We start from the raw sequence: 24,669 nt of genomic DNA on the forward strand, positions 1-24,669 counted from the left end.
GCCGGCACAAGGCCGACCATGACGGGAGGCCTTACGAGAACGACTTCGCGTAATCCGTGACCAGTTCCTTCAGCTTCGCGGCGTTCGCGTCCGAAAGATCCTTGGTCTTGCCGATCTCGTTGAGCAGATCGACATGCTTGCCGCGCACCAGCGCCAGCAGCCCGTCCTCGAAGGCGCGGACCTTGTTGACCGGCAGCGGGTCGAGATAGCCGTTGACGCCGGCATAGATCACGACCGTCTGCTCTTCCATCTTCAGCGGCGAGAACTGCGCCTGCTTCAGAAGCTCGGTCAGGCGGGCGCCGCGGTTGAGCAGGCGCTGCGTCACCGCGTCGAGGTCCGAGCCGAACTGGGCGAAGGCGGCCATCTCGCGATACTGCGCGAGCTCGCCCTTGATCTTGCCGGCGACCTTCTTGGTCGCCTTGGTCTGGGCGGCCGAGCCGACGCGCGACACCGAGAGGCCGACGTTCACCGCCGGGCGGATGCCCTGGTAGAACAGGTCGGTCTCGAGGAAGATCTGGCCGTCGGTGATCGAGATCACGTTGGTCGGGATATAGGCCGAGACGTCGTTGGCCTGGGTCTCGATGACCGGCAGCGCCGTCAGCGAGCCGTTGCCGGCCTCGTCGCCCATCTTGGCGGCGCGCTCGAGCAGGCGGGAGTGGAGATAGAACACGTCGCCCGGATAGGCCTCGCGGCCCGGCGGGCGGCGCAGCAGCAGCGACATCTGGCGGTAGGCGACGGCCTGCTTGGAGAGGTCGTCATAGATGATGACGGCGTGCATGCCGTTGTCGCGGAAATACTCACCCATCGCGCAGCCGGCGAAGGGCGCCAGGAACTGCATCGGGGCGGCGTCGGAAGCCGTGGCCGCGATGACGATCGAATATTCCAGCGCGCCGCGCTCTTCGAGCACCTTCACGAACTGCGCGACGGTCGAACGCTTCTGGCCGATCGCGACATAGACGCAATACAGCTTCTGGTTCTCGTCGGTGCCGTCGTTGTTGGCCTTCTGGTTCAGGATCGTGTCGAGCGCCACGGCGGTCTTGCCGGTCTGGCGGTCGCCGATGATCAGCTCGCGCTGGCCGCGGCCGATCGGGATCAGGGCGTCGATCGCCTTGAGGCCGGTCGCCATCGGCTCATGCACCGATTTGCGCGGGATGATGCCGGGCGCCTTGACGTCGACGCGCGAGCGCTGGGTCGCCTTGATCGGGCCCTTGCCGTCGATCGGGTTGCCGAGCGCGTCGACGACGCGGCCGAGCAGCTCCTTGCCGACCGGCACGTCGACGATCGCGCCGGTGCGCTTGACCGTCTGGCCTTCCTTGATCTCGCGGTCGGAACCGAAGATCACGACGCCGACATTGTCGCTTTCGAGGTTGAGCGCCATGCCACGCACGCCGCTCTCGAACTCGACCATCTCACCGGCCTGGACCTTGTCGAGGCCGTAGACGCGGGCGATGCCGTCGCCGACGGAGAGAACCTGGCCGACCTCGGTGACGGAGGCTTCGGACCCAAAGTTCGAAATCTGGGCCTTCAGGATCGCGGAGATTTCAGCGGGGCGGATTTCCATCAGCCGACCTCTTTCATGGCAAGACGAATTGAATTGAGTTTGGTTTTCAGCGAGGCGTCGACCATCCGGGAGCCCATCTTCACGACGAGCCCGCCGATCAGCGACGGATCGATCTTGATCGCGACATCGACATCCTTGCCGGCCACGGCGGCGAGCGCGGCGCGGATCTCATCGACACGCTTGGGCGCAGGCACTTCTGCGAGCGTGACCTGCGCGCTGACGATGCCCTTGGCCTGCGCGACGAGCGCCTTGTAGCCGGCGATCATGCCCGGCAGTGCAAACAGGCGGCGCTTGCTCGCGACGAAGCCGATGAAATTGGCGGCGATGCCGGAAATCTTGGCGGCGGCCAGAACCGCGTTGATCGCAGCGGTCTGCTCCTCGGCGGAGAAGGCCGGGCTGCCGACCAGACGGCGCAGATCCTCGCTCTCGGCGAGCATCGCGGAAAAGCTGTCGAGATCGGCGGAGACGGCGTCGATTGCGTTGGCCTCTTCGGCCAGTTCGAAAAGGGCCGTGGCGTAGCGACCGGCCACGCCCGAAACCAGTGATCCTTGCGATCCGCCTTCAGCCACGCGTCAAATCTCTCGTTTCAAAGGACTGCTCCCGGCGACCCTCTTGGCGAAGGCGGAGTGCGATGTCCTGGCGCTGCGATGTATCACGGACGAGAACCCGGCAAGACGGCTTCGCGACCTAAATGTGGCGGTGCACTAGCATGCGGTTTTGGGGTGCGCAATCCGTTGATGCCGATTGAAGACGCGGTTTTGCCCGTCCTTTCAAGGCTTCGAAGAAAACCCTGCTCTCGAAAAAACCGTCAGAGGAAACTCTGGGGATCGACATCGACCGCGACGCGCACCGAGCCCTTGGGCTTGCCGCCACGCTTCAGCCAGGCCCGCAGATAGTCCTGCAGGTTGACCTCGCGCTCCGTTTTCACGATCAGCCGCATGCGATGGCGCCCGCGCAGCACGGCAAGCGGCGCTTCAGCCGGCCCCAGCACGGCGACCCCCTCGGGAGCATCGGCGCAGCGCGCCAGCATCCGCGCATGGCCTTCGGCTTCCGCCTGGCTGCTGGCTGAAACGATCAGCCCGGCGAGGCGGCCAAAGGGCGGCAAGCCGGCCGCCTCCCGCGAGGCCGCCTCTGCGGCATAAAACCGCTCCGGGTCGCCAGAGACCAGAGCCTTCAAGACGGGATGGGTGGGATCATGCGTCTGCAGCAGCGCCCGGCCGGGCCTCTCGCCACGCCCGGCCCGGCCGGTGACCTGCCGCAGCACCTGAAAGGTGCGCTCGGCGGCGCGCGGATCGCCCGAGGTCAGGCCGAGATCGGCATCGATCACGCCGACCAGCGTCATGCCGGGAAAGTTGTGGCCCTTGGCGACGAGCTGCGTGCCGATGACGATGTCGAACTCGCCCGAGGCCACCGCCATCAGCTCCTGCTTCAGGCGCTCGGTGCCGCCAGGGAAGTCGCTCGACAGGACGATGCCGCGCGCCTGCGGAAACAGCGTCGCGACCTCCTCGGCCAGCCGCTCGACGCCCGGCCCGCAGGCGGTGAGGCTGTCGACGGCATGGCATTGCGGGCATTCGTTCGGCCGGCGTTCGACATGGCCGCAATGGTGGCAGACCAGCGCGCGGCGAAAGCGGTGATCGACCAGCCAGGCCGAGCAGTTCGGGCACTGGAAGCGATGCCCGCAGTCGCGGCACAAGGTCAGCGGCGCATAGCCGCGCCGGTTCAGGAACAGCAGCGACTGCTCGCCGGCCTCCAGATTGACCGCGATGGCCTTCGCCAGCGTGTCCGAAATCCAGCGCCCGCGCTGCGGCTTGTCCTGGCGCAGATCGACGAGGCCGAGCGTGGGCAGGGAGCGCCCGCCGAAACGCTCGGGCAGCTTGAGATGGGTGTAGCGCCCGCGCTCGGCATTGACGCGCGTCTCCAGCGAGGGCGTTGCCGAGGTCAGGATGACCGGCGCATTCTCGATGCGGCCGCGCACCACCGCCATGTCGCGGGCATGATAGGCGACGCCGTCCTCCTGCTTGTAGGCGGCCTCATGCTCCTCATCGACGACGATCAGCCCGAGGTCCTTGTAGGGCAGGAACAGCGCCGAGCGCGCCCCGGCCACGACCTTGGCCTCGCCGCTGGCGATGGCCGCCTGAAGGCGTTCGCGCTTGCGGCCGGTCACCGCCGAATGCCACAGCCCCGGCCGCACGCCGAAACGCGCCTCGAAGCGGTCGATGAACTGCGCGGTGAGCGCGATCTCGGGCATCAGGATCAGGCTCTGGCGGCCGAGTCTGACGGCTTCCGCCACCGCCTCGAAATAGACCTCGGTCTTGCCCGAGCCGGTGACGCCTTCGAGCAGCGTCACGCCATAGGCGGCTGCCTTCACCGACGCGACGAGCGCCGCGGCCGCGGCAGCCTGATCCTCGGAGAGCTTCGGCTGTGCGTGATCCGGATCGGGCAGCGCGGCAATCGCCTCGCGCGGCAACGGCTCGATGGCGAAGGTGCCGGCATCGACCAGCGAATCGATCACCGCCGCGCTGACCGAGGCCGCCTCGGCGAGCGCGCCCTTGGCCATCAGCAATCCGCCTTCGGCCGCTGCGATGGCGCGCGCACGGGCCGGGGTCATCCGGGCGGGCGGCGGCCCGACGAGCCGGATACCGAGCTTGGGCCGCTCCGGCGTATCGTCGGGCGGGCGCCGCAGCGCCAAGGCCAGCACCGAGCCCTTGGGCGCCAGCGTGTACCAGGCCACCCAATCGACCAGCTTCCTCAGCGCGGCGTCGAGCGGCGGCATGTCGAGCTTGCCGGTGACTGTCTTGAGATTGCCGCCGCGCCCGGAGCCGATCTCCCAGACCACGCCGACCGTCTCGCGCGTTCCCAGCGGCACCTGCACGACATCGCCGGGCTTGAGCACGAGCCCCGGCGGAACCGCATAGCTGTAGGCCTGGTCGAGCCCGAGCGGGATCAGCACATCCACCGTGTCGCCTTCCGCTATTTGCCCCGCGTCGCCGTTCATGGCCCGTGCCTAGCCTCTCGCGCCGGGAGCGGCAATCGCCTGCCTTGGCATTGCCGCGATCGCGTGATGTCTGCCGCCGTCTGACACCAACCGCGAGCAGATCTATGACGAGCGTTGCCCTTCGCCGTGTCGGTGCTGCCCTCGCCGCGAGCCTCGTCGTCGCCACGGCCTCGCAAAGCCTCGCGCAACCGGTGCCGCCAGAGAACTGGCCCGCGATCAAATGCGAGCGCTACACCAAGGCCTGGGGCGAGGCGCTGGCGAAGTTCGGACGCAAGGGGCTCGGCCAGCCCTTCATCGAGGCGCATGAGGCTTTTCTGACGTCCGGCTGCAGCATCAAGGGGGAGGTCTGCCCGCGCAGCAAGGAGGAGCTCGACCTCGCCAATGTCATGGTCATCATGGGCATGAACCAGGGCATGGCCAGCACCTTCATGCCCTTCGCCTGCCCCAGGACGTAATGCTGCTGGGCGGCGGTTCGCACTGCGTTAAGGTACCCGCGTCATGCTCGGGCTTGACCCGAGCATCTCGCGGACGAGAGCGCGGCGAGAGACGGTCGGGTCAAGCCCGACCATGACGGCCAAGGGCGACCGCATTCGTGACCGACTTCGACACCCTGACCCGCGGCTGGCTGAACCACCTCGCCCATGAGCGCCGGCTCTCGCCTAAGACGCTCGAAGCTTATGGCCGAGACATCAGGCAGTTTGCGGCCTTCATCACCGAGCATCTCGGCGGCGAACCCACGCTTGCCGACATCGCCGCGCTGAAGCCCGCCGATCTGCGCGCCTTTCTCGGCCGGCGCCGCCGCGACGGCGTCGGCAACCGCACGCTGATGCGCCAGCTCGCGGCGCTGCGCTCGCTCGCCCGCTTCGGCGAACGCACCGGCAAGCTCAAGGCCGCCGCCTTCGCCGCGACGCGCGGCCCACGCATCGGCAAGTCCCTGCCGCGCCCGCTCGACGCCAGCGCGGCGAAGGCCGTGACGCAGGCCGACACCCGCGCCGGCGAGGACCGCGAGGAATGGATCCTTGCCCGCGACGCAGCCGTCCTGGCCCTGCTCTATGGCTGCGGCCTGCGCATCTCCGAGGCGCTGTCGCTGACCCGCGCCCAGGCCCCCGTCCATGCAGGCGACACGCTCACCGTCCTCGGCAAGGGAGCCAAGACCCGCATGGTCCCGGTGCTGCCGGTCGTCGTCACGGCGATCTCCGAATACATTGCGCTCTGCCCCTGGCGCCTGCCGCCGGACGGCCCGCTCTTTCTCGGGGCCAAGGGAGGGCCCTTGTCGCCGCGCATCATCCAGCTTGCGGTGGAGTCCTTACGCGGCGCGCTCGGCCTGCCGTCCACGGCGACGCCGCACTCGCTGCGCCACTCCTTCGCCACCCATCTGCTGGGGCGCGGCGGCGAATTGCGCGCCATCCAGGAACTGCTCGGCCACGCCTCGCTCTCAACCACGCAGATCTACACCCGCATCGATTCCACCCGGCTGATGGCGGCCTATGACGCCGCTCATCCGCGCGCCGGGCGCTGACGCGCAACGGCAGGCGGATGCCGCTCAGAAAGCGGTTTGCTGCCGCAACGGAATGACGTAAAGCGCGGCTCCCATCGCGCGGAGCCGCCTGATTCATGTCGACCGAAATCGAAACACCGCAAGGCGGCAACAAGCGCATCGCATTGCTCATCGCGATCCTGGCGCTGATGCTCGCCTTCTCAGAGATCGGTGGCAAGAACGCCGAGCAGGATGCGCTTGCCAAAAATGTCGAGGCCTCGAATCTCTGGGCCTTCTTCCAGGCCAAGACCATTCGCGGCACCACCTTGCGGACCGCAGCCGAAGCCATGGAGGTCGAGCTGGCCGGAGCGACCGACCCCGCCGCCCGCGAACGCCTGCAGAAGCGCATCGATAGCTGGAAGGCGACGATCGCCCGCTACGATTCCGAACCTGAGACCAACGAAGGCCGCAAGGAGCTGATGGTCCGCGCCAAGGCGGCAGAGGCCCAGCGCGACATCTCCAGCGCCCGCGACGACAAATACGACATCGTCTCAGGCCTGCTGCAGATCGCGATCGTGATCTCCTCGGCCGCGATCATCACCGGCATCGGCCTGCTCGCCTGGACCGGCGGAGCGCTCGGTCTTGCCGCGCTGGCCCTGATGTTCGTGGCGCAACTGGCGCCGACCGCCCTGTTTTAAGCCGTGACGCTGCGCCGGGGCCATGCCAGTGAAGTCATCAGCGGGCGTTAGCCAGGGGTCGCAAACGGAACCTCAGCAAGAGCCGGCAACGCGACCTCACCAGCCACGCACACAAAATAGGGACTCCCCGTCGGGCGTCAGGCGCCCTCGACGATGCGAATATCTCGTTCGGCACCTTTGCCGAGCACGGCCAACGCTTCTTGATAAGCTGGGCTGTCGTGAACCTGTTTCGCATGGTCAACGCTATCGAACTCTATAACGACCGTTCTTTGCTGCAGACCGGCTTCGTATGTCAGTGCTGGCAAGCCTCGCACCAAGATCCGGCCCCCACCGGCAATGATCGCTGGCCCACTCAGTTTAGCGTATGCCGCCAATGCATCCGAGTCACTGACTGAGCGGTAGGTTGCAATCCAATATGCCTTTGCCATGCAAATCTCCGCGATAAAGTCGGGTCTGAGCGGCAGCAGCATGTCCTCCAATGCATGGAATCGCAAGCTCTGTCGTTGTCGGCAGGGGGTCGTTGGCTGCCTCTCCGGTTATGATTTCGCCTGCTATTGCGGCAAGCTCGGCCACGGCACCTCGCCGCCGCGCAACTGCTCCCACGCCCGCGCCATCCGCAGGACGCCGAGATCGTCGAAACGCCGTCCGGTGATCTGCAGGCCGATCGGGAGCCCGCCCACCGTCAGCCCGGCATGGACGGATATCGAGGGCTGGTCCGACATGTTGGCCGGCAGCGTGAAGACGATATGCTCGAAAGGCTCGCGCGGATCGTCGATCGGGGATGCATAATCGGCCGGAAAGGTCGGGACCGGCGAAACCGGCGAGAGCACGAAATCGAACGGCGCGCTCTGCTTCAGAGCCGCATCCTTGATCGCCAGCATCTGGCTCATGCCATTGTAGACGCGAAGGCCCGACAGCGACTCCCCGACATTGGCCCAAGCGTAGATGTAGGACAAAACCTTGCCCTGCTTCTCGGTCGACAGCGCACCGATATCGGCCCAGGCGCGCTGGCGCCAGAAATCGTCGAGCCCGTCGAGCATCTGCCGCGTCATGAAGGCTGGCGCCTCCTCGACGATCGCCCCTGCGGCCGCAAAAGCGGCTGCCGCCGCCTCGATCGCAGCCTTCGTTTCAGGCTCGACCGGGATCCCGATGCCGGGATCGAGCTGCAGGCCGATCCGCAAGCCCTTCACATCGAGGTCGAGCGCGAGCCAGTCGATCTCGTGGGGCGGCAGACTCATGCCGTCGCGCGCATCGGGCTTCGAGATTTCGCGCATCATCAGCGCCGTGTCAGTGACGGTGCGGGTCATCGGCCCGGCGACACGGCCATAATAGCTGGGATCGATCGGCACCCGCCCGAAGCTCGGCTTCAGGCCGACCAGCCCGCACCAGCCCGCCGGCAGGCGCACCGAGCCGCCGATATCGGTCCCGACATGCAGCGGGCCGTATCCGGCGGCGCCGGCCGCCCCGGCGCCGGCCGATGAGCCGCCAGGATTTTTTGTCAGGTCCCAGGGGTTGCGGGTCAGTTCATGAAAGCTCGACAGCCCCGAGGACAGCATCCCGTAATCGGGCATCGTCGTCTTGGCGAGCAGGACGAAACCCGCCTCGCGCAGCCGCGCCGCCACGGGCGCATCCTGCGGCATCGGCACGAGATCGCGCGCCGCGGTGCCGATCGGCATCGGCGTGCCCCGGGTAGCGATGTTCTCCTTGATCGTGCCGGGCACGCCGTCGAGCGGCAGGGCCTCGCCCTTCATCCAGCGCGCCTCCGAAGCCTTCGCTGCCGCGCGCGCCACCTCGGGTTGATAGGCATAGAGCGCCTTGATCTTGGGGTCGCAGGCCTCGATCCGGGCGATCACGGCATCCGTGACCTCGACCGGTGAAAGCGCCTTGGAACGATAAGCGTCGAGCAGTTCGACGGCGTTGAGATCGGCGGGATCGGGCATCGGCAGTCATCCTCGTCAGGCATGGCACGGCGCAGCATGGATCCATGCCACGGCTGATCTGAAACCGCGCGACCGCGCGGCGCAACCCACGCCGGCCTCCACGCAGCGTCCAGCCAAGCAAGCGCCGCGCCGAAGCGCAGATCAGACGAAAAGCACCTCAGACGAAATAGCCGGGATTCTCCACCTGCAGATGCAGCAGGTCGGGCAGCAGCGTGCCCAGATGCTTGCGCATCGCGACCTCGGCCGCAGGCCCGTCATGGCGGCGGACGGCATCGACGATCGACAGATGCTCGCGGATCACCATCGCCATGCGGCCGGGCACCGGCAATGTCATGCGCCGGCAGCGGTCGATCTGGCTCTTGGCGGCATGGGCGATCTTCCAGATGCCGGGATAGCCGGCGATGACGGCCAGCGTCTCGTGGAAGGCTTCGTCGGCGAGGTGGAAACCTTCCTGGTTCCCCGCCTCCAGCGCCTCGTGCTGGCGCGCGATCGTCGCGTCCAGTCTGGCAATGGCCTGCTCCGTGCCGGTCTGCGCCACAAGCGCGACCGTGGCGCATTCCAGCGCCTGCCGGATGAAGACGGCCTCGGGAATCGCCTCGGTCGGGATCCGCGCCACGAAGGTGCCGGCCTGCGGGAAGATCTCGACGAGGCCTTCCTCCTTGAGCCGGATCAGGGCCTCGCGCACCGGCGTGCGGCTGGTGCCGAATCGCGCCGTCAGGTCCTTCTCGACCAGTGCCGCGCCCGGCGTGATCTCCATCGCCAGGATGGCGCGCCTCAGCTCGTCCTGCACCAGCGAGGCCGCGGTCGAGCGCCCGGCCGGGACACCGCCGAGTGGCTGGCGGCGGCGCTCGCGGCGCGGGCTCTCATCGTTGGCTTGCGGAGGGATCGTGATCTGCGACATCGCCTCGCCTTGGTCCCGAACCCACGCCGATTCAGCAAGCTTGACGGCCGCCCAGCGGACGCCGCCTACGCCCTTCTGCGAATAGCATGGGCTCGCCCGACATACTAGTATATTAGTATATTGACCTTGCGACCCTGCGGTGATTATGGTCCGCCGGCGCCTGCCCAGGGCCTTTCGAAGAGTGCCGATCCGATGCTGCTTCACGATGATCGCCTGTTTCCCGCCGACCCCGTGACGCGCGGCATCGCGCGCCGGCTCTACGCGACGATTCGCGACCTCCCGATCATCTCGCCGCATGGCCACACCGACCCGCGCTGGTTCGCGGAAGACCAGCCATTCGCCGATCCCGCAACGCTCCTGGTCAAGCCGGACCACTACATCTTCCGCATGCTGTATTCTCAGGGCGTGCGGCTCGAGCAGCTTGGCATTCCGCGCAAGGACGGCGCCGCGGTCGAGACCGATCCGCGCGCGATCTGGAAGCTCTTTGCCAAGCATTGGTACTTGTTTCGCGGCACCCCGACCCGGCTCTGGTTCGAGCACGCGCTCTCATCGGTCTTCGGCATCAACGAGCGCCTGTCGCCCCAGAACGCCGACAATATCTACGACCGCATCGCCGAGAAGCTGGAGCAGCCCGAGCTGCGCCCCCGCGCCCTGTTCGAGCGTTTCAACATCGAGGCGATCTCGACCACTGAGGGCGCACTCGACGACCTGAAGTGGCACGACATGATCAAGGCCTCCGGTTGGACCGGCAAGGTCGTCACCGCCTATCGCCCCGACAGCGTCGTCGATCCCGAATTCGAGGGCTTTGCCGCCAATCTCGAGCAGTTCGGCGAACTCACCGGTGAGGATGCCCATAGCTGGACCGGCTATCTCGCCGCCCACCGCCAGCGCCGCGACTATTTCCGCCAGCGCGGCGCGACCTCCTCCGACCACGGCCATGCTACCGCGCGCACCGCCAATCTCTCGACGGCGGATGCCAAGGCGCTGTTCGCCAAGGTCGTCGCGGGGCCCGTCTCGGCCGAGGAAGCAGACCTCTTCCGCGGCCAGATGCTGACCGAGATGGCCAAGATGAGCCTCGACGACGGCCTCGTCCTGCAGATCCATCCCGGCTCCTCGCGCAACCACAACGCCTCGCTGTTCGAGCATTTCGGGCGCGACATGGGCGCCGACATCCCGCGCCAGACCGACTACGTCACGGCGCTCAAGCCTTTGCTCGACGCGGTCGGCAATGAGCCCAACCTGACCGTCATCGCCTTCACCCTCGACGAGACCAGCTATTCGCGCGAACTCGCGCCGCTGGCCGGCCACTACCCTGCGCTGAAGCTCGGACCCGGCTGGTGGTTCCTCGATGCTCCCGAGGCGATGCTGCGCTTCCGCGAACTCACCACCGAGACGGCCGGCTTCTACAACACCGTCGGCTTCAACGACGACACCCGCGCCTATCTCTCGATCCCCGCGCGCCATGACGTCGCCCGCCGCTGCGATTGCACCTATCTCGCCAAGCTCGTCGCCGAACACCGGCTCGACGAGGACGAGGCTGTCGAAGTCGCCCATGACCTCGCCTATCGACTGGCCAAGGAGGCCTATCGCCTGTGACCGCCGCCAAGACGATCGACGAACGCCAGGCCTCGCACCCGCGCGACGTCAAGGGCTACGACACGCAGACGCTGCGCGCGGACTTTCTGATCGAACGCATCTTCGTGGCTGGCGAGGTCACGCTGACCTATAGCCATTACGACCGCATGATCGTCGGCGGCGCGACGCCTTCGGCCAAGCCGCTGACGCTCGACCCCTTCGCCCCGACCGGCACGCCCTTCTTCCTGGCCCGACGCGAACTCGGCGTGATCAACCTTGGCGGCAAAGGCCACGTCACCGTCGACGGGACCGTCTTCGATCTGCCCCATCTCGATGCGCTCTATGTGGGCTTGGGCGCGAAGGAGGTCTCCTTCGCCAGCGCGGATGCCGCCGACCCGGCCAAGTTCTACCTGACCAGCGCGCCCGCCCATCGCGAGGCGCCCCATCAGCTCATCCGCAAGGATGACGCCAACACGATCCATCTCGGCTCGTCGGAAACCTCCAACAAACGCACCATCCGGCAATACATCATGCCCAACACGACCGGCACCAATCAGCTGGTGATGGGCATGACGGCGCTGGAGCCGGGCTCGGTCTGGAACTCGATGCCCTGCCATACCCATACGCGGCGGATGGAGGCCTATCTCTACTTCAACCTCGACCCGGCCCACCGCGTCTTCCACTTCATGGGCGAGCCTCAGCAGACCCGCCATCTGCTGGTCGCCAACGAGCAGGCCGTGATCGCGCCGAACTGGTCGATCCATTGCGGCTGCGGCACCTCCAACTACGCCTTCGTCTGGGCCATGGCCGGCGACAATGTCGAGTTCACCGACATGGACGCAGCCCCCGTGGACACTCTACGCTGATGACGGCAGCGTCGCCCTTCGACCTCACGGGGCGCACCGCCCTGGTGACCGGCGCCAATACCGGCATCGGCCAGGGCATCGCGCTCGCGCTCGCGCAGGCCGGCGCCACGGTGGTGGCGGCCGGGCGTTCCGACATGGGCGAGACGCTGGAACTGATCGCGGCTGAAGGCGGCCGCGCTCACGCCCTGAAGGTCGATCTGCAGGAGCAGGGCATTGCGCCTGATGTGATCGCGCAGGCGGCGGACCTCGCCGGCCCGCTCGATATCCTCGTCAACAACGCCGGCATTATCCGCCGTGCCGACGCGCTCGATTTCAGCGAGAGCGACTGGGACGAGGTGATGAACGTCAACCTCAAGGCAACGTTCTTCCTCGCCCAGGCCTTCGCGAAGACGGCGGTCGAGGCCGGACGCAGCGCGCGCATCGTCAACATCGCCTCGCTGCTCTCCTTCCAGGGCGGGATCCGCGTCGCCTCCTACACCGCAAGCAAGAGCGGGCTGGCCGGGCTGACCAAGCTTCTGGCCTGCGAATGGGCGCAGAAGGGCATCAATGTGAACGCCATCGCTCCCGGCTACATCGAGAGCAACAATACGCAGGCGCTGCGCGCCGACCCGGACCGCGACCGCGCCATCCTCGCCCGCATCCCGGCCGCGCGCTGGGGCAAGCCGTCCGATATCGGCGGCGCCGCGGTGTTCCTCGCAAGCGACGCCGCCGCCTACATGCACGGCGCCATCATTCCCGTCGACGGAGGCTGGCTCGCCCGATGACTGACCATCTCGACTCCTTCTTCCAGCACGACGCCGACTTCGCCTGGGAGCCGACGGAGCCCGGCGTGAAGCGCAAGATCATGGCCTATGGCAGCGACCTCATGGTGGTCCGCGTCGTCTTCGAGGCCGGCGCCGTCGGCAAGGCCCATCGGCACCCGCACCGCCAGGCGTCCTATGTCGAGAGCGGCGTCTTCGACGTCACCATCGATGGGAAGACGCAGCGGCTCGCCGCCGGCGACACGTTCTTCGTGCCCACAAATCTCGTCCACGGCGTCACCGCGGTCGAGGCTGGGCAGCTCGTCGATTCCTTCACGCCGATGCGTGAGGAATTTCTTTAGAAGCAGGCCCGCCGGCGGGTGTCGGCCGGGCTCCCATCACGGGGCAACAACGACCGGAAAATCCGGCGAACCATAACGGGAGAGACACCGATGACGATCACCAAGAGGACTTTCGGCCTGCTTGCGGGCGCCGCCATGCTCGCCTTCGCCGCGCTTCCCGCGGCCGCCCAGACCACCCTGCGCTCGACCGACATCCACCCGACCGACTATCCGACGGTCGAGGCTGTCCGCCACATCAGCAAGCTGCTGGAAGAGCGCACCAAGGGCCGCATCAAGATCAACGTCTTCCACTCGGCCCAGCTCGGCAACGAGAAGGACACGATCGAGCAGACCCGCTTCGGCGTGATCGACCTGAACCGCATCAACATGGCGCCGTTCAACAACCTGATCCCGGCGACAAACGTGCCGTCCCTGCCCTTCATCTTCCGCTCGGTCGCACATATGCGCACCGTCATGGACGGCCCGATCGGCGACTCGATCCTCAAGGAATTCGAGAAGCATGATCTGGTCGGTCTCGCCTTCTACGATTCCGGCTCGCGCTCCTTCTACAACTCCAAGCGCCCGATCAACACACCCGCCGACATGAAGGGCATGAAGATCCGCGTGCAGCAGTCGGACATGTTCGTCGCGCTGGTCTCCGCGCTCGGCGCCAACGCGACCCCGATGGCCTTCGGCGAGGTCTACTCCGCCCTGCAGACCGGCGTCATCGACGGTGCCGAGAACAACTGGCCGTCCTTCGAATCGACGAAGCACTTCGAGGTCTCGAAGTTCTACTCGCTGACCGAGCACTCGCTCTCGCCCGAGGTGCTGGTGATGTCCAAGCGCTCCTTCGACAAGCTCTCCAAGGAAGACCAGGAGATCATGAAGGTCGCCGCCAAGGAATCGGTCGCCAAGATGCGCGAGCTCTGGGACGCGCGCGAAAAGGCCTCGGAAGCCAAGGTCAAGGCCGGCGGCGCCGTGATCAACGCCGTCGAGAAGCAGCCTTTCATCGACGCGATGAAGCCGGTCTACGACAAGTTCGTCACCGATGCGGCCCTCAAGGACCTCGTCGCCAAGATCCAGGCGGTCAAGTAACGCCGCTCCATCGATCGACGGGCGGCGGCCTCCGCCGCCCGTTTTCATTTCGAGCCCCAGTGCCAGGACCTGTCCATGAGCGGTTTCGCCCGGATGCTTACGCGTATCAATGCGCGCCTCAGCCTGATCGCCCTGCTCGCGGCCGGACTGGGTTTGATCGCGATGACCGCGATCGTCGCCTGGACAGTCTTCGGACGCTACATCCTGAATGCGACTCCGACCTGGGGTGAGCCCGCTTCGCTGTTCCTGATGCTCTGGTTCATCCTGCTCGGCGGCTCCGTCGGTGTCCGCGAACTCGACCATATGGGCTTCGATGTCGGACTCCACTACCTCCGCGGCACAGCCAAGAGCGTCCTGATCATCGCCAACGAGGTGCTGGTCACGCTCTTCGCCTTCGCCATGGTCTGGTACGGCACCGAACTCGCCGCCAAGGTCTGGAGCGACCGGCTGCCGATGATCGGCATCTCCAAGGGCTGGGACTATGTCCCGATCATCGCCGGCGGATGCCTGATCGCGCTGTTCTCGATTGAAAAGCTCCTGCTCTTCATCACAGGCGAAGAACTCGCACCGATGCCGCTGAACGCCAACGGCCTCGGCGGGGAGGCCTGAGCCATGGCCATCACGATCCTCTTCACCTCCTTCGCCACGTTGCTGCTGATGGGCGTGCCCGTCGCCTTCTGTCTCGGCCTCTCCTCGATGGCGACCGTGCTCTTTATCGGCATCCCGCCGGTCGTGATCTTCCAGCAGATGTCCACCGGCATGAACGCCTTCGCCATGCTGGCGATCCCGTTCTTCATTTATTCCGGCGACCTGATGATCCGCGGTGGCATCGCCGACCGGCTGATCCAGTTTGCCTCCTCGCTGGTCGGGCATCTGCGCGGCGGGCTCGGCCAGGTCAACGTCATCACCTGCACGCTCTTCGGCGGCATCTCCGGCTCGGCCGTGGCGGATGCCTCGGCGGTTGGCGGCATCATGATCCCGCAAATGGTCAAGCGCGGCTATGCGCCCGATTACGCCGTCAACGTCACCGCCAACGCGGCGATCATCGCGCTCCTGATCCCGCCCTCGCACAACATGATCATCTATTCGCTGGCGGCGGGCGGCACGATCTCGATCGCCGATCTCTTCACCGCCGGCGTCATTCCCGGCGCAATCCTCTGCCTTGCTCTGATGGTCGCAGCCTGGGCTGTGGCGGTAAACCGCGGCTACCCGGCCGATATCTTCCCGGGCTTCCTGACGGTCGCCCGCCTCTTCGTGGCGGCGACACCAGGCCTGCTGCTGATCGGCATCATCTTCGGCGGCGTCCGTTCCGGCATCTTCACCGCAACCGAATCCTCCTGCATCGCAGTGATCTACGCGCTGCTGATCACAATTTTCGTCTATCGCGGGCTCGACCTGAAGGGGTTCCCCCACGCCACGCTCGGCGCGGTCCGCACAACCGCCATGGTGCTGCTGATCATCGGTGCGGCAAGCTCATTCGGCTGGCTGATGGCCTTCCTCGAGGTGCCCAAGGCGACGATCGCGTTGATGCAGTCGATCTCCGACAACCCTCTGGTGATCCTGCTGATGATCAACGTCATCCTGCTGGTGCTTGGCACCTTCATGGATATGGCGCCGATGATCATCATCTGCACGCCGATCTTCCTGCCCGTGGTCAAGGCCATCGGTGTCGATCCCGTGCATTTCGGCGTCATCCTGATCCTGAACGCCGGCATCGGCCTGAACACGCCGCCCGTCGGCTCGGTCCAGTTCGTCGCCTGTGCCATCGGCAAGGTCTCGATCAGCGAATCCATGAAGACGATCTGGCCGTTCTATGGAGCCAGCGTTGCCGTGCTGCTGCTGATCACCTATGTCCCGGCCTTCTCCCTCTGGCTTCCGGGCGTATTCCGTTGACGAGACTGACTGTCGCAAACCTCGCCGGTCTGAAGGCCGGCGTTCGCCGCCCCGCCTATGACCGCGCGCGGCTGACGCCCGGAATCGTCCATCTGGGCTTGGGCGCCTTCGCCCGCGGCCATCTCTGCGAATACACCGAGGACGCGCTGGAGCTAGACTTCGGCGCCTGGGGCGTGACCGGCGCGAGCCTGCAACGGCCCGACCAGCGTGACCGCCTGGCGCCGCAGGACGGGCTCTACACGCTGCTGAAGCGCGCGCCCGCTGGGCCGGAGCTGCGCATCATCGGCTGCATCGGTGAGGTGCTGGTCGCGCCGGAGAGCCCGGTCGCGCTGATCGCCCGCATCGCCGCGCCGGAAACCCGCATCGTCTCGCTGACGGTGACCGAGAAGGGCTACTGCCACGATCCGGCGACCGGCAAGCTCAAGGCCGACCATCCCGACATCATCCATGACCTCAGCCATCCGCTGGCGCCTCGCTCGGCCGTGGGCATCATCGTCGCCGGGTTGAAGGCGCGCCGCGCGGCAGGCCTCGGCCCCTTCACGGCTCTGAGCTGCGACAACCTTCCCCATAATGGCGGCGTGCTGCGCGGCCTGGTGCGCGATTTCGCGGCGCTGAGCGATGATGGCTTGAGCCAGTGGATCGAGGCCAACGGCGCCTTTCCCGCCAGCATGGTCGACCGCATCGTGCCGGCCACCACCGAGGCCGATATCGCAGAGGTCGCAGGGCTGACCGGGCTTGAGGATGCCGCGCCCGTGATCGGCGAGCCCTTCCGGCAATGGGCGATCCAGGACGTCTTCGCGGCGGGCCGCCCGGCCTGGCACGAGGTTGGCGCGCAGATGGTCTCCGAGGTCGCGCCCTTCGAGTTCATGAAGCTGCGCATGCTCAACGGCGCCCATTCCAGCCTCGCCTATCTCGGCTATCTCGCCGGCCACGAGACGGTCGCCGAGGCCAGCGGCGATCCCGTCCTCGCCCGCTTCCTGCAGGGGCTTTGGGCAGAGATCATCCCGACCGTGCCGGCGCCGCAGGGCGTCGTGCTCGCCGATTACGCCGATGCGCTGCTGGCCCGCTTCCGCAATCCCGCCATCCGCCACCGCACCTGGCAGATCGCCATGGACGGGTCGCAGAAACTGCCGCAGCGCCTGCTCGGCACCATCCGCGACCGGCTCAAGGCCGGCGCGCCGATCGATCATCTCGCGCTCGGCGTCGCCGCCTGGATGCGCTATGTCAGCGGTACCGACGAGAAGGGCGCCGCCATCGACGTGCGCGACCCGCTGGCGGCGAGTTTCGCAGAGAAGGCCAAGGAGGCCGGCCGCAATGCTGCGGCGCTGAGCCGGTCGCTGCTCGGCATCGAGGCGATCTTCGGCTCCGATCTGCCGCGCGAGGAGCGGTTCACGCAGGCCGTCGAGCGGCATCTGGCGGCCCTGTTCGAAAAGGGCGCGAAGGCGACCGCGGCTTCTCTGTCAGCTTGAGATCAGGCGCGGGGAACCCCTCTCCTGCATCGAAGTCGGGTCGACCCGCCTTCGACACTCAAGGTGCTGATCTCGGGCAGGCCGAGATCAGTGAGAGGGGCAGGGGTGAGGTGTCGGCCCCTGGACCGGTGGGGCGCTATAGACAATGCCTGCAGTTGGGTACAGCTATCGCTTCAAACGGCCGACCCCTCACCACCCCCGATCCCGATGATGCGCGCTCTCACAACCGTCACGGTCTTGCTGGCACTCCTTGCGGGCCACAGCGCACTCGCCCAATCGCGGGTCACCGTGCCGAATTTCTGGGACCAGCGCATCAGGCTCGACCGGCCAGAAGCCGGCCCGCCCCGCGTCATCCGCTTCCTGACCGACGATGACTATCCCCCCTTGCATTTTGCCGCGCCCGATGGCGGGCTCACCGGCTTCTCGGTCGAGCTTGCCCGCGCCGCCTGCGAAAAGCTGGGCTGGACCTGCACGGTGCAGGCGCGCCGCTTCGACACGCTGCTTGAGTCGCTGGCAGAGGGGCGCGGCGATGTGCTGGCGGCCGCGATCAACCTGAGCCCGCAAATCCGCGCGCGCTTTGCCGCGAGCCATCTCTATTTCCGCAGCACCGCCCGCCTCGCCACCACACGCGGCAACGCCCAGGCCGAGATCGACACGCGCTCCTTGCAGGGCAAGCGGGTCGCCGTGGTCGGCGGCACGGCGCATCAGGCCTTTCTCGAACGGCTCATGCCCTTCGTCCAGCGCCGCGAGACCGGCACCCTGACGGCGGCCATCACGGCCTTGCGCAGCGGCGATGCCGAGTTCGTCTTCGCCGACGGCGTCGCGCTGTCGCTGCTGCTCGCCGGCACAAGCGGCAGCGAACTCGCCTTCACCGGCGGGCCCTTCCTCGAGAGCCGCTATTTCGGCGAGGGCATCGGCTTCCTCATCCGCAAGGACGAGACCGCGCTCAAGCGCGCCCTCGACTATGCCCTGCAATCGCTCTGGGACGACGGCACCTATGCCAGGCTCTATCTGAGGTTCTTTCCGGTCAGCCCGTTCTGACGCACCCGTCATTCTCGGGCGGAGCGAAGCTTCGACCCGAGAATCTCTTGCAGGAGATGCTCGGGTCTGCGCCCGAGCATGACGCGCGCGATATTAGGCTTTCGCCGCCGGCGCGTTCGCGCTGAGCGCCTGCTTCGCCACCGCCGCGAGCCACCCCGCAGCAGCCGGCAGGATCGCGTCGTTGAAGTCGTAGCGGTCGTTGTGAAGTTCCCCACCGTCCTTGACCGGCCCGTTGCCGATCCAGATGTAGCAGCCCGGCAGGCGCTGAAGGAAATAGGCGAAATCCTCGCCCGTGGTGCTGGCCTTCAGGTCGCGCCGGACAGGCAGGCCCGCCGCCTCGCCCGCTGCGGCGGCCAGTTCCTCCTCGGCGGCCGTGTTGACCGTGGCCGCGCCATGCGTCGTCTCGACCTCGGCCGTCATCTCGAAGGTCGCGGCGATATTCTGGGCGATGCCGTTGAGCCGCGCCAGCAAACGCTCGCGGACAGCCGGCACGAAGGTGCGAAAGGTGCCCTCGATGAAGACGCTGGTCGGGATCTGGTTGGAGGCCGAGCCGCCATGGACCTGCCCGATCGAGACCACCGCCGATTCCATCGGACCGACATTGCGCGAGACGATCGTCTGCAGCGCGACGATGAGATGCCCCATGGCGACGATCGGATCGCGCGTCGTCTCGGGCAGGGCGGCGTGGCCTGCCGTGCCGGTGAGCGTGATCTTGAATCGACCCGGCTCGGACATCACCGGCCCGCGATGGACCGCGATCGTGCCCGCATCCAGCCCCGGCCAGTTGTGCAGGGCGAAAATGCGCTCCATCGGAAACCGCTCGAGCACGCCGTCGGCAATCATCGCCTGCGCGCCGCCGGCGCCCTCTTCCGCCGGCTGGAAGACGAACTGGACCGTTCCGCTCCAGTCCGCGTCGCCGGCCAGCAGCGCCGCGGCGCCCAGCAGCGCGGTGGTGTGCCCATCATGGCCGCAGGCATGCATCACATGGGGTGTGCCCGACTTGTAGGGCAGGTCGTTCGCCTCCGCGATCGGCAGCGCGTCCATGTCGGCGCGCAAGCCCACCGACCGCTCCGAACCGCCGCGCTTCAGCGTCGCCACCACGCCATGGCCGCCGATGCCGGGGGTGAAGGGAACGCCGAGCTCGGTCAGCCGGGCCTGCACGAAGGCGCTGGTCTGCGCCTCGTGCCGCCCCAGTTCGGGATGGGCATGCAGATGTCGGCGCCAGGTGGTCAGCTTTTCGCACAGTTCAGGGGTCAAGGCAGGCGTCCTTCTCAAGGCAAGAAGCCCAGCACACTATACCCGGCGACAGCATGAACAACCTTCGGCGACGCCGGAGCGGGTCAGACGCATTGACGCCCCCCTTGGCAATCTGCGAAAGCCCTAGCCCGCTTTTCGCCAGATCCGGAGAGGACACCAGTCCCGATGCCCGTTTTCGACCCCGCCCTTGTGGACGCCGCCCAGCGTTCGGCCGCCTGGCCGTTCGAGGAAGCTCGCAAGCTCGTCGCGCGGATCGAGAAATCGGGCAAGAAGGAGGTCGTCTTCGAGACCGGCTACGGTCCCTCGGGCCTGCCCCATATCGGCACCTTCGGCGAAGTCGCGCGCACCTCGATGGTCCGCCACGCCTTTCGCGTCCTCACCGGCAACACGATCAAGACCCGCCTGATCGCCTTCTCCGACGACATGGACGGCCTGCGCAAGGTTCCCGACAATGTTCCCAACAAGGAGCTGCTGGCGGCCAATCTCGGCAAGCCGCTGACCGAGGTGCCCGACCCCTTCGGCACGCATGACTCCTTCGGGCGGCACAACAACGCGCGCCTGCGCGCCTTCCTCGACCAGTTCGGCTTCGACTACGAGTTCAAATCCTCGACCGACAGCTACCGGGCCGGCGAGTTCGACGCGACGCTGCTGACGATGCTGGCGCGCTACGATGCCGTCATGAAGATCATGCTGGCGACGTTGCGCGAGGAGCGGGCCGCGACCTATTCGCCCTTCCTGCCGATCCATCCGGTGACGCGCGTGGTCATGCAGGTGCCCATCGACGAGGTCGATGTCGACGCCGGCACCATCGCCTGGGCCGACCCGGCCACTGGAGAACGCTTCGTCACGCCCGTCACCGGCGGCCACGTCAAGCTGCAATGGAAGCCGGACTGGGCGATGCGCTGGGTCGCGCTCGGCGTCGACTACGAGATGGCCGGCAAGGACCTGATCGACTCGGTCAAGGTCTCCTCCCAGATCGCCCGCGCGATCGGCGGCACGCCGCCGGAAGGCTTCAACTACGAACTCTTCCTCGACGAGCAGGGCCAGAAGATCTCCAAGTCGAAGGGCAATGGCCTGACCATCGAGGACTGGCTCGAATACGGCCCCCCGGAGAGCCTGGCGCTCTACATGTTCCAGCGCCCGCGCGAGGCCAAGAAGCTGCATTTCGACGTCATCCCGCGCGCGGTCGACGAGTATCTGCAGTTCCTTGGCGGCTATGAGAAGCAGGACTGGAAGAACCGCCTCGGCAATCCTGTCTGGCATCTCCACGGCGGCGAGCCGCCGGAGCCTGAGATCATCGCGACCGGCGAAGGCGAGAACGCGTCGCGCGCGCAGATCACCTTCGGCCTGCTGATGAACCTCGTCGCGGTCGCGAATTCCGAGGACAAGGCCGTTCTCTGGGGCTTCCTCCAGCGCTATGCGCCGGGCATCTCGCCGGCGACCCATCCGCGCCTCGATGCGCTGGTCGGCTACGCCATCGCCTATTTCCGCGACTTCGTGAAGCCGGCAAAGCATTACCGCCTCGCCGACGAGACGGAAACCGCGGCCTTCCTGGCGCTCGACGCCGCCATCGCCGCGCTGCCGGCCGACGCCACAGCCGAGATGGTGCAGGACACCGCGCTCGATGTCGCCCGCGCCGTGCCGCGCTACCAGAACCTGACCGCCAAGAACGCCACCCCCGAACGACCCGGCGTCTCCGGCGACTGGTGGAAGGCGATCTACCAGGTGCTGTTCGGCGAGGAGCAGGGCCCGCGCTTCGGCTCGTTTGCCGCGATCTACGGCCTGCCCAACACCCGCGCCCTGATCGCCAAGGCGCTGGCTGGCGGGCTGGTCGAGGAGCACGCCGCCTTCGTCGAGACGCGCAAAGCGGGCTAGGTCTGCCACGAAGGCGGCCGTCATCCGATTGGAGGATGCGGTCGCCTCCGTCTCCGCGCTCAATGCTCCGATGTGAGCAAGGCGGGAGATGCGGCATGACAGTTGAGCTTCCTGCCCGCCGATCCCGGATGGCTTCGCCGATTGCGGCGCGGCGCGGACTGGCGAGCTTCGCCAGCGCGGCGCTGTTCGGCTGCTTGCTCCTGCTGTCCATCTGCCCCAGTGCGGCGATCGCGGCCCCTGACCTGAACGCTATGTCTCCGGCCGAGATCGCGATCGCCCATCGGCGTCTGCGCGAACTCGGCTGCGCCGCTGGGCCTTCCGGTCTCGACACCCGCGCCGCGCTGCGCGAGATGCTCAAGCGCTGCCCGGACCCCACCCCGTTCCTGTCCATCGAAACCGGGCGGCCGACGACACCCATCCGGCGTATCGCCGTCGATCGCGAATGCCGCGTCGCCGCGACGGTGTCCTATGACAAGACCCTGCGCCTGTGGTCGCTGCCCGACGGCAAGCCGCTGCGGGTCGTCCGCTTTCCCTTCGCGGTCGGGGATGAATTCGACGGCCTCGCCATGTCGCCGGATGGACGATGGATCGCCGTCGGCGGCTGGGATGCGCGCGAAAGCGGGAACACGGCATTCCTCTGGGACACGCAGGCGGAACAGCCGGTCCGCGCGCTTGCCCGTTTCGGCAACCAGGTGGGCGCACTGGCCTACTCCCCCGATGGCAAACGGCTCGCCATCGCGGCGGGCGATGATGGCATCCGCATCCTCGCCATGCCCGGCGGCGAGCCGATGGCGAGCGATCCCGATGTCTCCGAGTCCACCAACGGCCTGGCCTTCGGGCCGGACGGCAGCCTCTTCGCCGCGAGCTATGACGGCTATGTCCGGCGCTACGATGCCAGCGGCGCCCGCACGCACAAGGTCGCGACGAAAAGCGGGCGCATGCCCTACACGGTCGCCGTCTCCCGCCACGGCCAGACCATCTCCGTCGGCTTCGCCGATTCACGCCAGGTCGAGATTCTCGATGCAGCGACGCTAGCTCCGGTCGCGCTGACCAACTCGGCGAAATGGGCCGACGACAACATTTCTCGGGTCGGCTGGGATGCTGCCGGACGCATCGTCGCCGGCGGCGACACCGGCCGTCCCGCCTCGCCGCTGCATCTGTTCGACAAGTCGGGCCGGCATCTGCGCGATCTCGACCCGGTTCACTATCTCCTCGACCTGCAGCCCTGCGGCGATGCGATGATCCTCTCGGCGGTCGAGCCGGCGCTCGCCCTGCTCCAGCCCGACGGCGTCTTGAAGACGCTCGTCGACAGCGACGCAGCCGACATGCGCTTCAAGACGGGCGATGCCTTCAGGGTCTCGGCGGATGGCACGAAGGTGAGGTTTCATCTCGGTTTCGAGGCGACGGCGATGCCGGTGCTGATCGATGTCGCAGCCGGCACGGTCGGTCCTGCCCTCGGAGATGCGGACGATCTCGCCGGCCCCGTCACCGACACATTGGCCATCAATCGCAGCACAGGCGCGGTCGACACCGGCAGGAGCGTGCGGCCTCGCGGCTCCGGTCCCGACTATTCCGGGCAAACGCTCGCCATCCGGCCCGATCGCGGCGGCTTCGTGCTCGGCTCCTGGTCGAGCCTGCGCAGCTACGACGGCACCGGCAAGCGGCGCTGGAAGGGCAAGCTGGCGACGCCTGTCGGCGGCGTTCAGCTCGCAGCAAACGGCAGCCTCGTGATCGTCGCCTATATGGATGGAACGATCCGGTGGTTCCGCTGGAGCGACGGAGCCGAACTCCTCGCCGTGTTCGTCAACCGGCACGATCTGCGCTTCGTCGCCTGGACACCCTCGGGCTATTACGTCGGTTCGCCCGGTGCCGAAGACATGTTCGGCTGGCAGTTCAACGGTAATTGGAACCGACAGGCCGACTTTCTCCCCGCGACCGGCATGGCGTCGTCCCGGCTGCGCCGTCCCGACGTGATCCAGCGTGTGATCCCGCTTCAGGACGAGGTGCAAGCGGTCAGGGCAGCCGATGGCGCCGGGAAGGGGCGGCTCTGAGCAGGCACGCTGAGCCGCAAACGAGCGCGTGAGGCTACGACAGCGGGCAGGACGACGGACGGTCGTCGGCCCAGCCAGATGCAGCGTCGCATGGCCAGGGGATTGGAGCGCAAGGCGGGCCGACGTTAGTCTGGGCTTGGGAACCAACCAAGCTGTTCACCCGGACCCTGCAGGACCCTTGCGACATGGCTGAAGACGATCTGACGACGGTGTCTGCCCGTACCGTCGAGCAAGCCATCACCTCCCGCCGCGCCATCCGTGCCTTCCTGCCTGATCCCATCGACCCCGCCCTCGTCCGCCGCCTGATCGAGGTCGCGGCCCGGGCCCCCAGTGGCACCAACATGCAGCCCTGGAAGCTTCGGGTGATTGGCCCGGATACGCGTGAACGGTTGGAAGCAGCCTTGATCGCGGCACTCGATTCGCCCGATCTGCCGGCGGAGGAGGAGTATCGCTATTACCCCGAGCGCCTTCGCGAGCCCTACCTCTCGCGCCGCCGCAAGGTCGGCTGGGATCTCTATGGCCTGCTTGGCGTGACCAAGGGCGACATCGAGGGTATGAAGCGCCAGAGCGCCGCCAATCTGCGCTTTTTCGGCGCGCCGGTCGCGCTGATGCTGACCGTCGACCGCGATCTCGAAATCGGCTCCTGGCTCGATCTCGGCATGTTCGTCCAGAGCCTGCTGATCGCCGCGCAGGGGAACGGCCTGCAATCCTGCCCGCAGGCGATCTTCGCGCGCTTCCATCCGGTGGTGCGACGCGAATTGTCCATTCCCGAAAGCGAGGTCGTGGTCTGCGGCATTGCCATCGGGCACGCGGACCCCGACGCGCCGCAGAACGCGCTCGTGCCGGAGCGCGAGCCGGTCGAGGGCTTCACGACCTGGCTCGATTAAACGCTGC

22 protein-coding genes are annotated in these 24,669 nt (G+C 67.0%); 15 read left to right on the forward strand and 7 right to left on the reverse strand.

From position 1 onward, the window contains the following. Positions 1-31: 31 nt before the first annotated feature. The 3 genes from atpA to AE618_RS15090 all read right to left on the reverse strand — a co-directional run bounded on the left by atpA (position 32) and on the right by AE618_RS15090 (position 4,556). The gene (gene atpA / locus AE618_RS15080; RefSeq protein WP_054209900.1) at positions 32-1,561 is read right to left on the reverse strand and encodes a F0F1 ATP synthase subunit alpha; all 1,530 of its coding nucleotides are present in this window, start codon (positions 1,559-1,561) and stop codon (positions 32-34) included. After that, a complete protein-coding gene (locus tag AE618_RS15085) occupies positions 1,561-2,130 on the reverse strand; it encodes a F0F1 ATP synthase subunit delta (RefSeq protein WP_054209901.1) in 570 nt (189 codons plus the stop codon). Before AE618_RS15085 ends, atpA begins: the two co-directional genes overlap by 1 nt. A 239-nt stretch (positions 2,131-2,369) precedes the next feature. Then, positions 2,370-4,556, reverse strand: a complete 2,187-nt coding sequence (locus AE618_RS15090) for a primosomal protein N' (protein WP_054209902.1) — start codon at positions 4,554-4,556, stop codon at positions 2,370-2,372. Positions 4,557-4,660: 104 nt separating this feature from the next. Here AE618_RS15090 and AE618_RS15095 point away from each other — a divergent pair, with 104 nt between their 5' ends. From AE618_RS15095 to AE618_RS15105, 3 genes are all read left to right on the forward strand, one after another. Next, the gene (locus AE618_RS15095; RefSeq protein WP_054209903.1) at positions 4,661-5,011 is read left to right on the forward strand and encodes a hypothetical protein; all 351 of its coding nucleotides are present in this window, start codon (positions 4,661-4,663) and stop codon (positions 5,009-5,011) included. Between the two features lie 137 nt (positions 5,012-5,148). Continuing rightward, entirely contained in the window at positions 5,149-6,075 is a 927-nt protein-coding gene (locus AE618_RS15100) for a tyrosine recombinase XerC (protein WP_054209904.1), read from the forward strand. Between the two features lie 95 nt (positions 6,076-6,170). Beyond that, the gene (locus tag AE618_RS15105) at positions 6,171-6,731 is read left to right on the forward strand and encodes a DUF4337 domain-containing protein (RefSeq protein WP_054209905.1); all 561 of its coding nucleotides are present in this window, start codon (positions 6,171-6,173) and stop codon (positions 6,729-6,731) included. A 137-nt stretch (positions 6,732-6,868) separates the two neighbouring features. Here AE618_RS15105 and AE618_RS15110 read toward each other — a convergent pair whose 3' ends face one another. The 3 genes from AE618_RS15110 to AE618_RS15120 form a co-directional block, all read right to left on the reverse strand. Then, positions 6,869-7,201 (reverse strand): DUF1330 domain-containing protein, encoded by a 333-nt coding sequence (locus AE618_RS15110; RefSeq protein ID WP_248310888.1) that lies wholly within the window; start codon positions 7,199-7,201, stop codon positions 6,869-6,871. An 81-nt stretch (positions 7,202-7,282) separates the two neighbouring features. Continuing rightward, the gene (locus tag AE618_RS15115) at positions 7,283-8,671 is read right to left on the reverse strand and encodes an amidase (RefSeq protein WP_054209906.1); all 1,389 of its coding nucleotides are present in this window, start codon (positions 8,669-8,671) and stop codon (positions 7,283-7,285) included. A gap of 157 nt (positions 8,672-8,828) precedes the next feature. Beyond that, a complete protein-coding gene (locus AE618_RS15120) occupies positions 8,829-9,572 on the reverse strand; it encodes a GntR family transcriptional regulator (RefSeq protein ID WP_082365291.1) in 744 nt (247 codons plus the stop codon). 192 nt (positions 9,573-9,764) lie between these two features. Here AE618_RS15120 and uxaC point away from each other — a divergent pair, with 192 nt between their 5' ends. The 9 genes from uxaC (at position 9,765) to AE618_RS15165 (ending at position 18,592) form a co-directional block, all read left to right on the forward strand. Then, on the forward strand, positions 9,765-11,168 hold the full coding sequence (gene uxaC / locus AE618_RS15125) for a glucuronate isomerase (RefSeq protein WP_054209907.1): 1,404 nt from the start codon (positions 9,765-9,767) through the stop codon (positions 11,166-11,168). Next, complete coding sequence (gene kduI / locus AE618_RS15130) at positions 11,165-12,013, forward strand: 5-dehydro-4-deoxy-D-glucuronate isomerase (protein WP_248310889.1); 849 nt, start codon at positions 11,165-11,167, stop codon at positions 12,011-12,013. Before uxaC ends, kduI begins: the two co-directional genes overlap by 4 nt. Then, on the forward strand, positions 12,013-12,777 hold the full coding sequence (kduD, locus tag AE618_RS15135; RefSeq protein WP_054209908.1) for a 2-dehydro-3-deoxy-D-gluconate 5-dehydrogenase KduD: 765 nt from the start codon (positions 12,013-12,015) through the stop codon (positions 12,775-12,777). The genes kduI and kduD overlap by 1 nt, the downstream gene beginning before the upstream one ends. Then, positions 12,774-13,115 (forward strand): cupin domain-containing protein, encoded by a 342-nt coding sequence (locus AE618_RS15140; protein ID WP_054209909.1) that lies wholly within the window; start codon positions 12,774-12,776, stop codon positions 13,113-13,115. Before kduD ends, AE618_RS15140 begins: the two co-directional genes overlap by 4 nt. A gap of 90 nt (positions 13,116-13,205) precedes the next feature. Beyond that, positions 13,206-14,189 carry a TRAP transporter substrate-binding protein gene (locus AE618_RS15145; protein ID WP_054209910.1) on the forward strand — a complete coding sequence of 328 codons (984 nt, stop codon included), beginning with the start codon at positions 13,206-13,208 and terminating at the stop codon, positions 14,187-14,189. Between the two features lie 75 nt (positions 14,190-14,264). Further along, positions 14,265-14,798, forward strand: coding sequence for a TRAP transporter small permease (locus tag AE618_RS15150; protein WP_054209911.1), 534 nt, complete (start codon positions 14,265-14,267; stop codon positions 14,796-14,798). A 3-nt stretch (positions 14,799-14,801) separates the two neighbouring features. Then, positions 14,802-16,082 (forward strand): TRAP transporter large permease, encoded by a 1,281-nt coding sequence (locus AE618_RS15155; protein WP_054209912.1) that lies wholly within the window; start codon positions 14,802-14,804, stop codon positions 16,080-16,082. After that, positions 16,079-17,551 (forward strand): mannitol dehydrogenase family protein, encoded by a 1,473-nt coding sequence (locus tag AE618_RS15160; protein WP_054209913.1) that lies wholly within the window; start codon positions 16,079-16,081, stop codon positions 17,549-17,551. The genes AE618_RS15155 and AE618_RS15160 overlap by 4 nt, the downstream gene beginning before the upstream one ends. Positions 17,552-17,761: 210 nt before the next feature. Further along, the gene (locus tag AE618_RS15165; RefSeq protein WP_054210091.1) at positions 17,762-18,592 is read left to right on the forward strand and encodes a transporter substrate-binding domain-containing protein; all 831 of its coding nucleotides are present in this window, start codon (positions 17,762-17,764) and stop codon (positions 18,590-18,592) included. Positions 18,593-18,685: 93 nt separating this feature from the next. Here AE618_RS15165 and AE618_RS15170 read toward each other — a convergent pair whose 3' ends face one another. Next, positions 18,686-19,849 carry an amidohydrolase gene (locus AE618_RS15170; RefSeq protein ID WP_054209914.1) on the reverse strand — a complete coding sequence of 388 codons (1,164 nt, stop codon included), beginning with the start codon at positions 19,847-19,849 and terminating at the stop codon, positions 18,686-18,688. A gap of 165 nt (positions 19,850-20,014) precedes the next feature. Here AE618_RS15170 and AE618_RS15175 point away from each other — a divergent pair, with 165 nt between their 5' ends. The 3 genes from AE618_RS15175 (at position 20,015) to AE618_RS15185 (ending at position 24,662) form a co-directional block, all read left to right on the forward strand. After that, positions 20,015-21,724 carry a lysine--tRNA ligase gene (locus AE618_RS15175; RefSeq protein WP_054209915.1) on the forward strand — a complete coding sequence of 570 codons (1,710 nt, stop codon included), beginning with the start codon at positions 20,015-20,017 and terminating at the stop codon, positions 21,722-21,724. Positions 21,725-21,819: 95 nt separating this feature from the next. Continuing rightward, positions 21,820-23,775, forward strand: coding sequence for a hypothetical protein (locus AE618_RS15180; RefSeq protein WP_156330293.1), 1,956 nt, complete (start codon positions 21,820-21,822; stop codon positions 23,773-23,775). Positions 23,776-23,960: 185 nt separating this feature from the next. Then, complete coding sequence (locus AE618_RS15185; RefSeq protein WP_054209917.1) at positions 23,961-24,662, forward strand: nitroreductase; 702 nt, start codon at positions 23,961-23,963, stop codon at positions 24,660-24,662. Positions 24,663-24,669 lie beyond the last annotated feature (7 nt).

Origin of the sequence: Allobosea vaviloviae (assembly GCF_001298265.1) — a bacterium.
Lineage (GTDB): Bacteria > Pseudomonadota > Alphaproteobacteria > Rhizobiales > Beijerinckiaceae > Allobosea > Allobosea vaviloviae_B.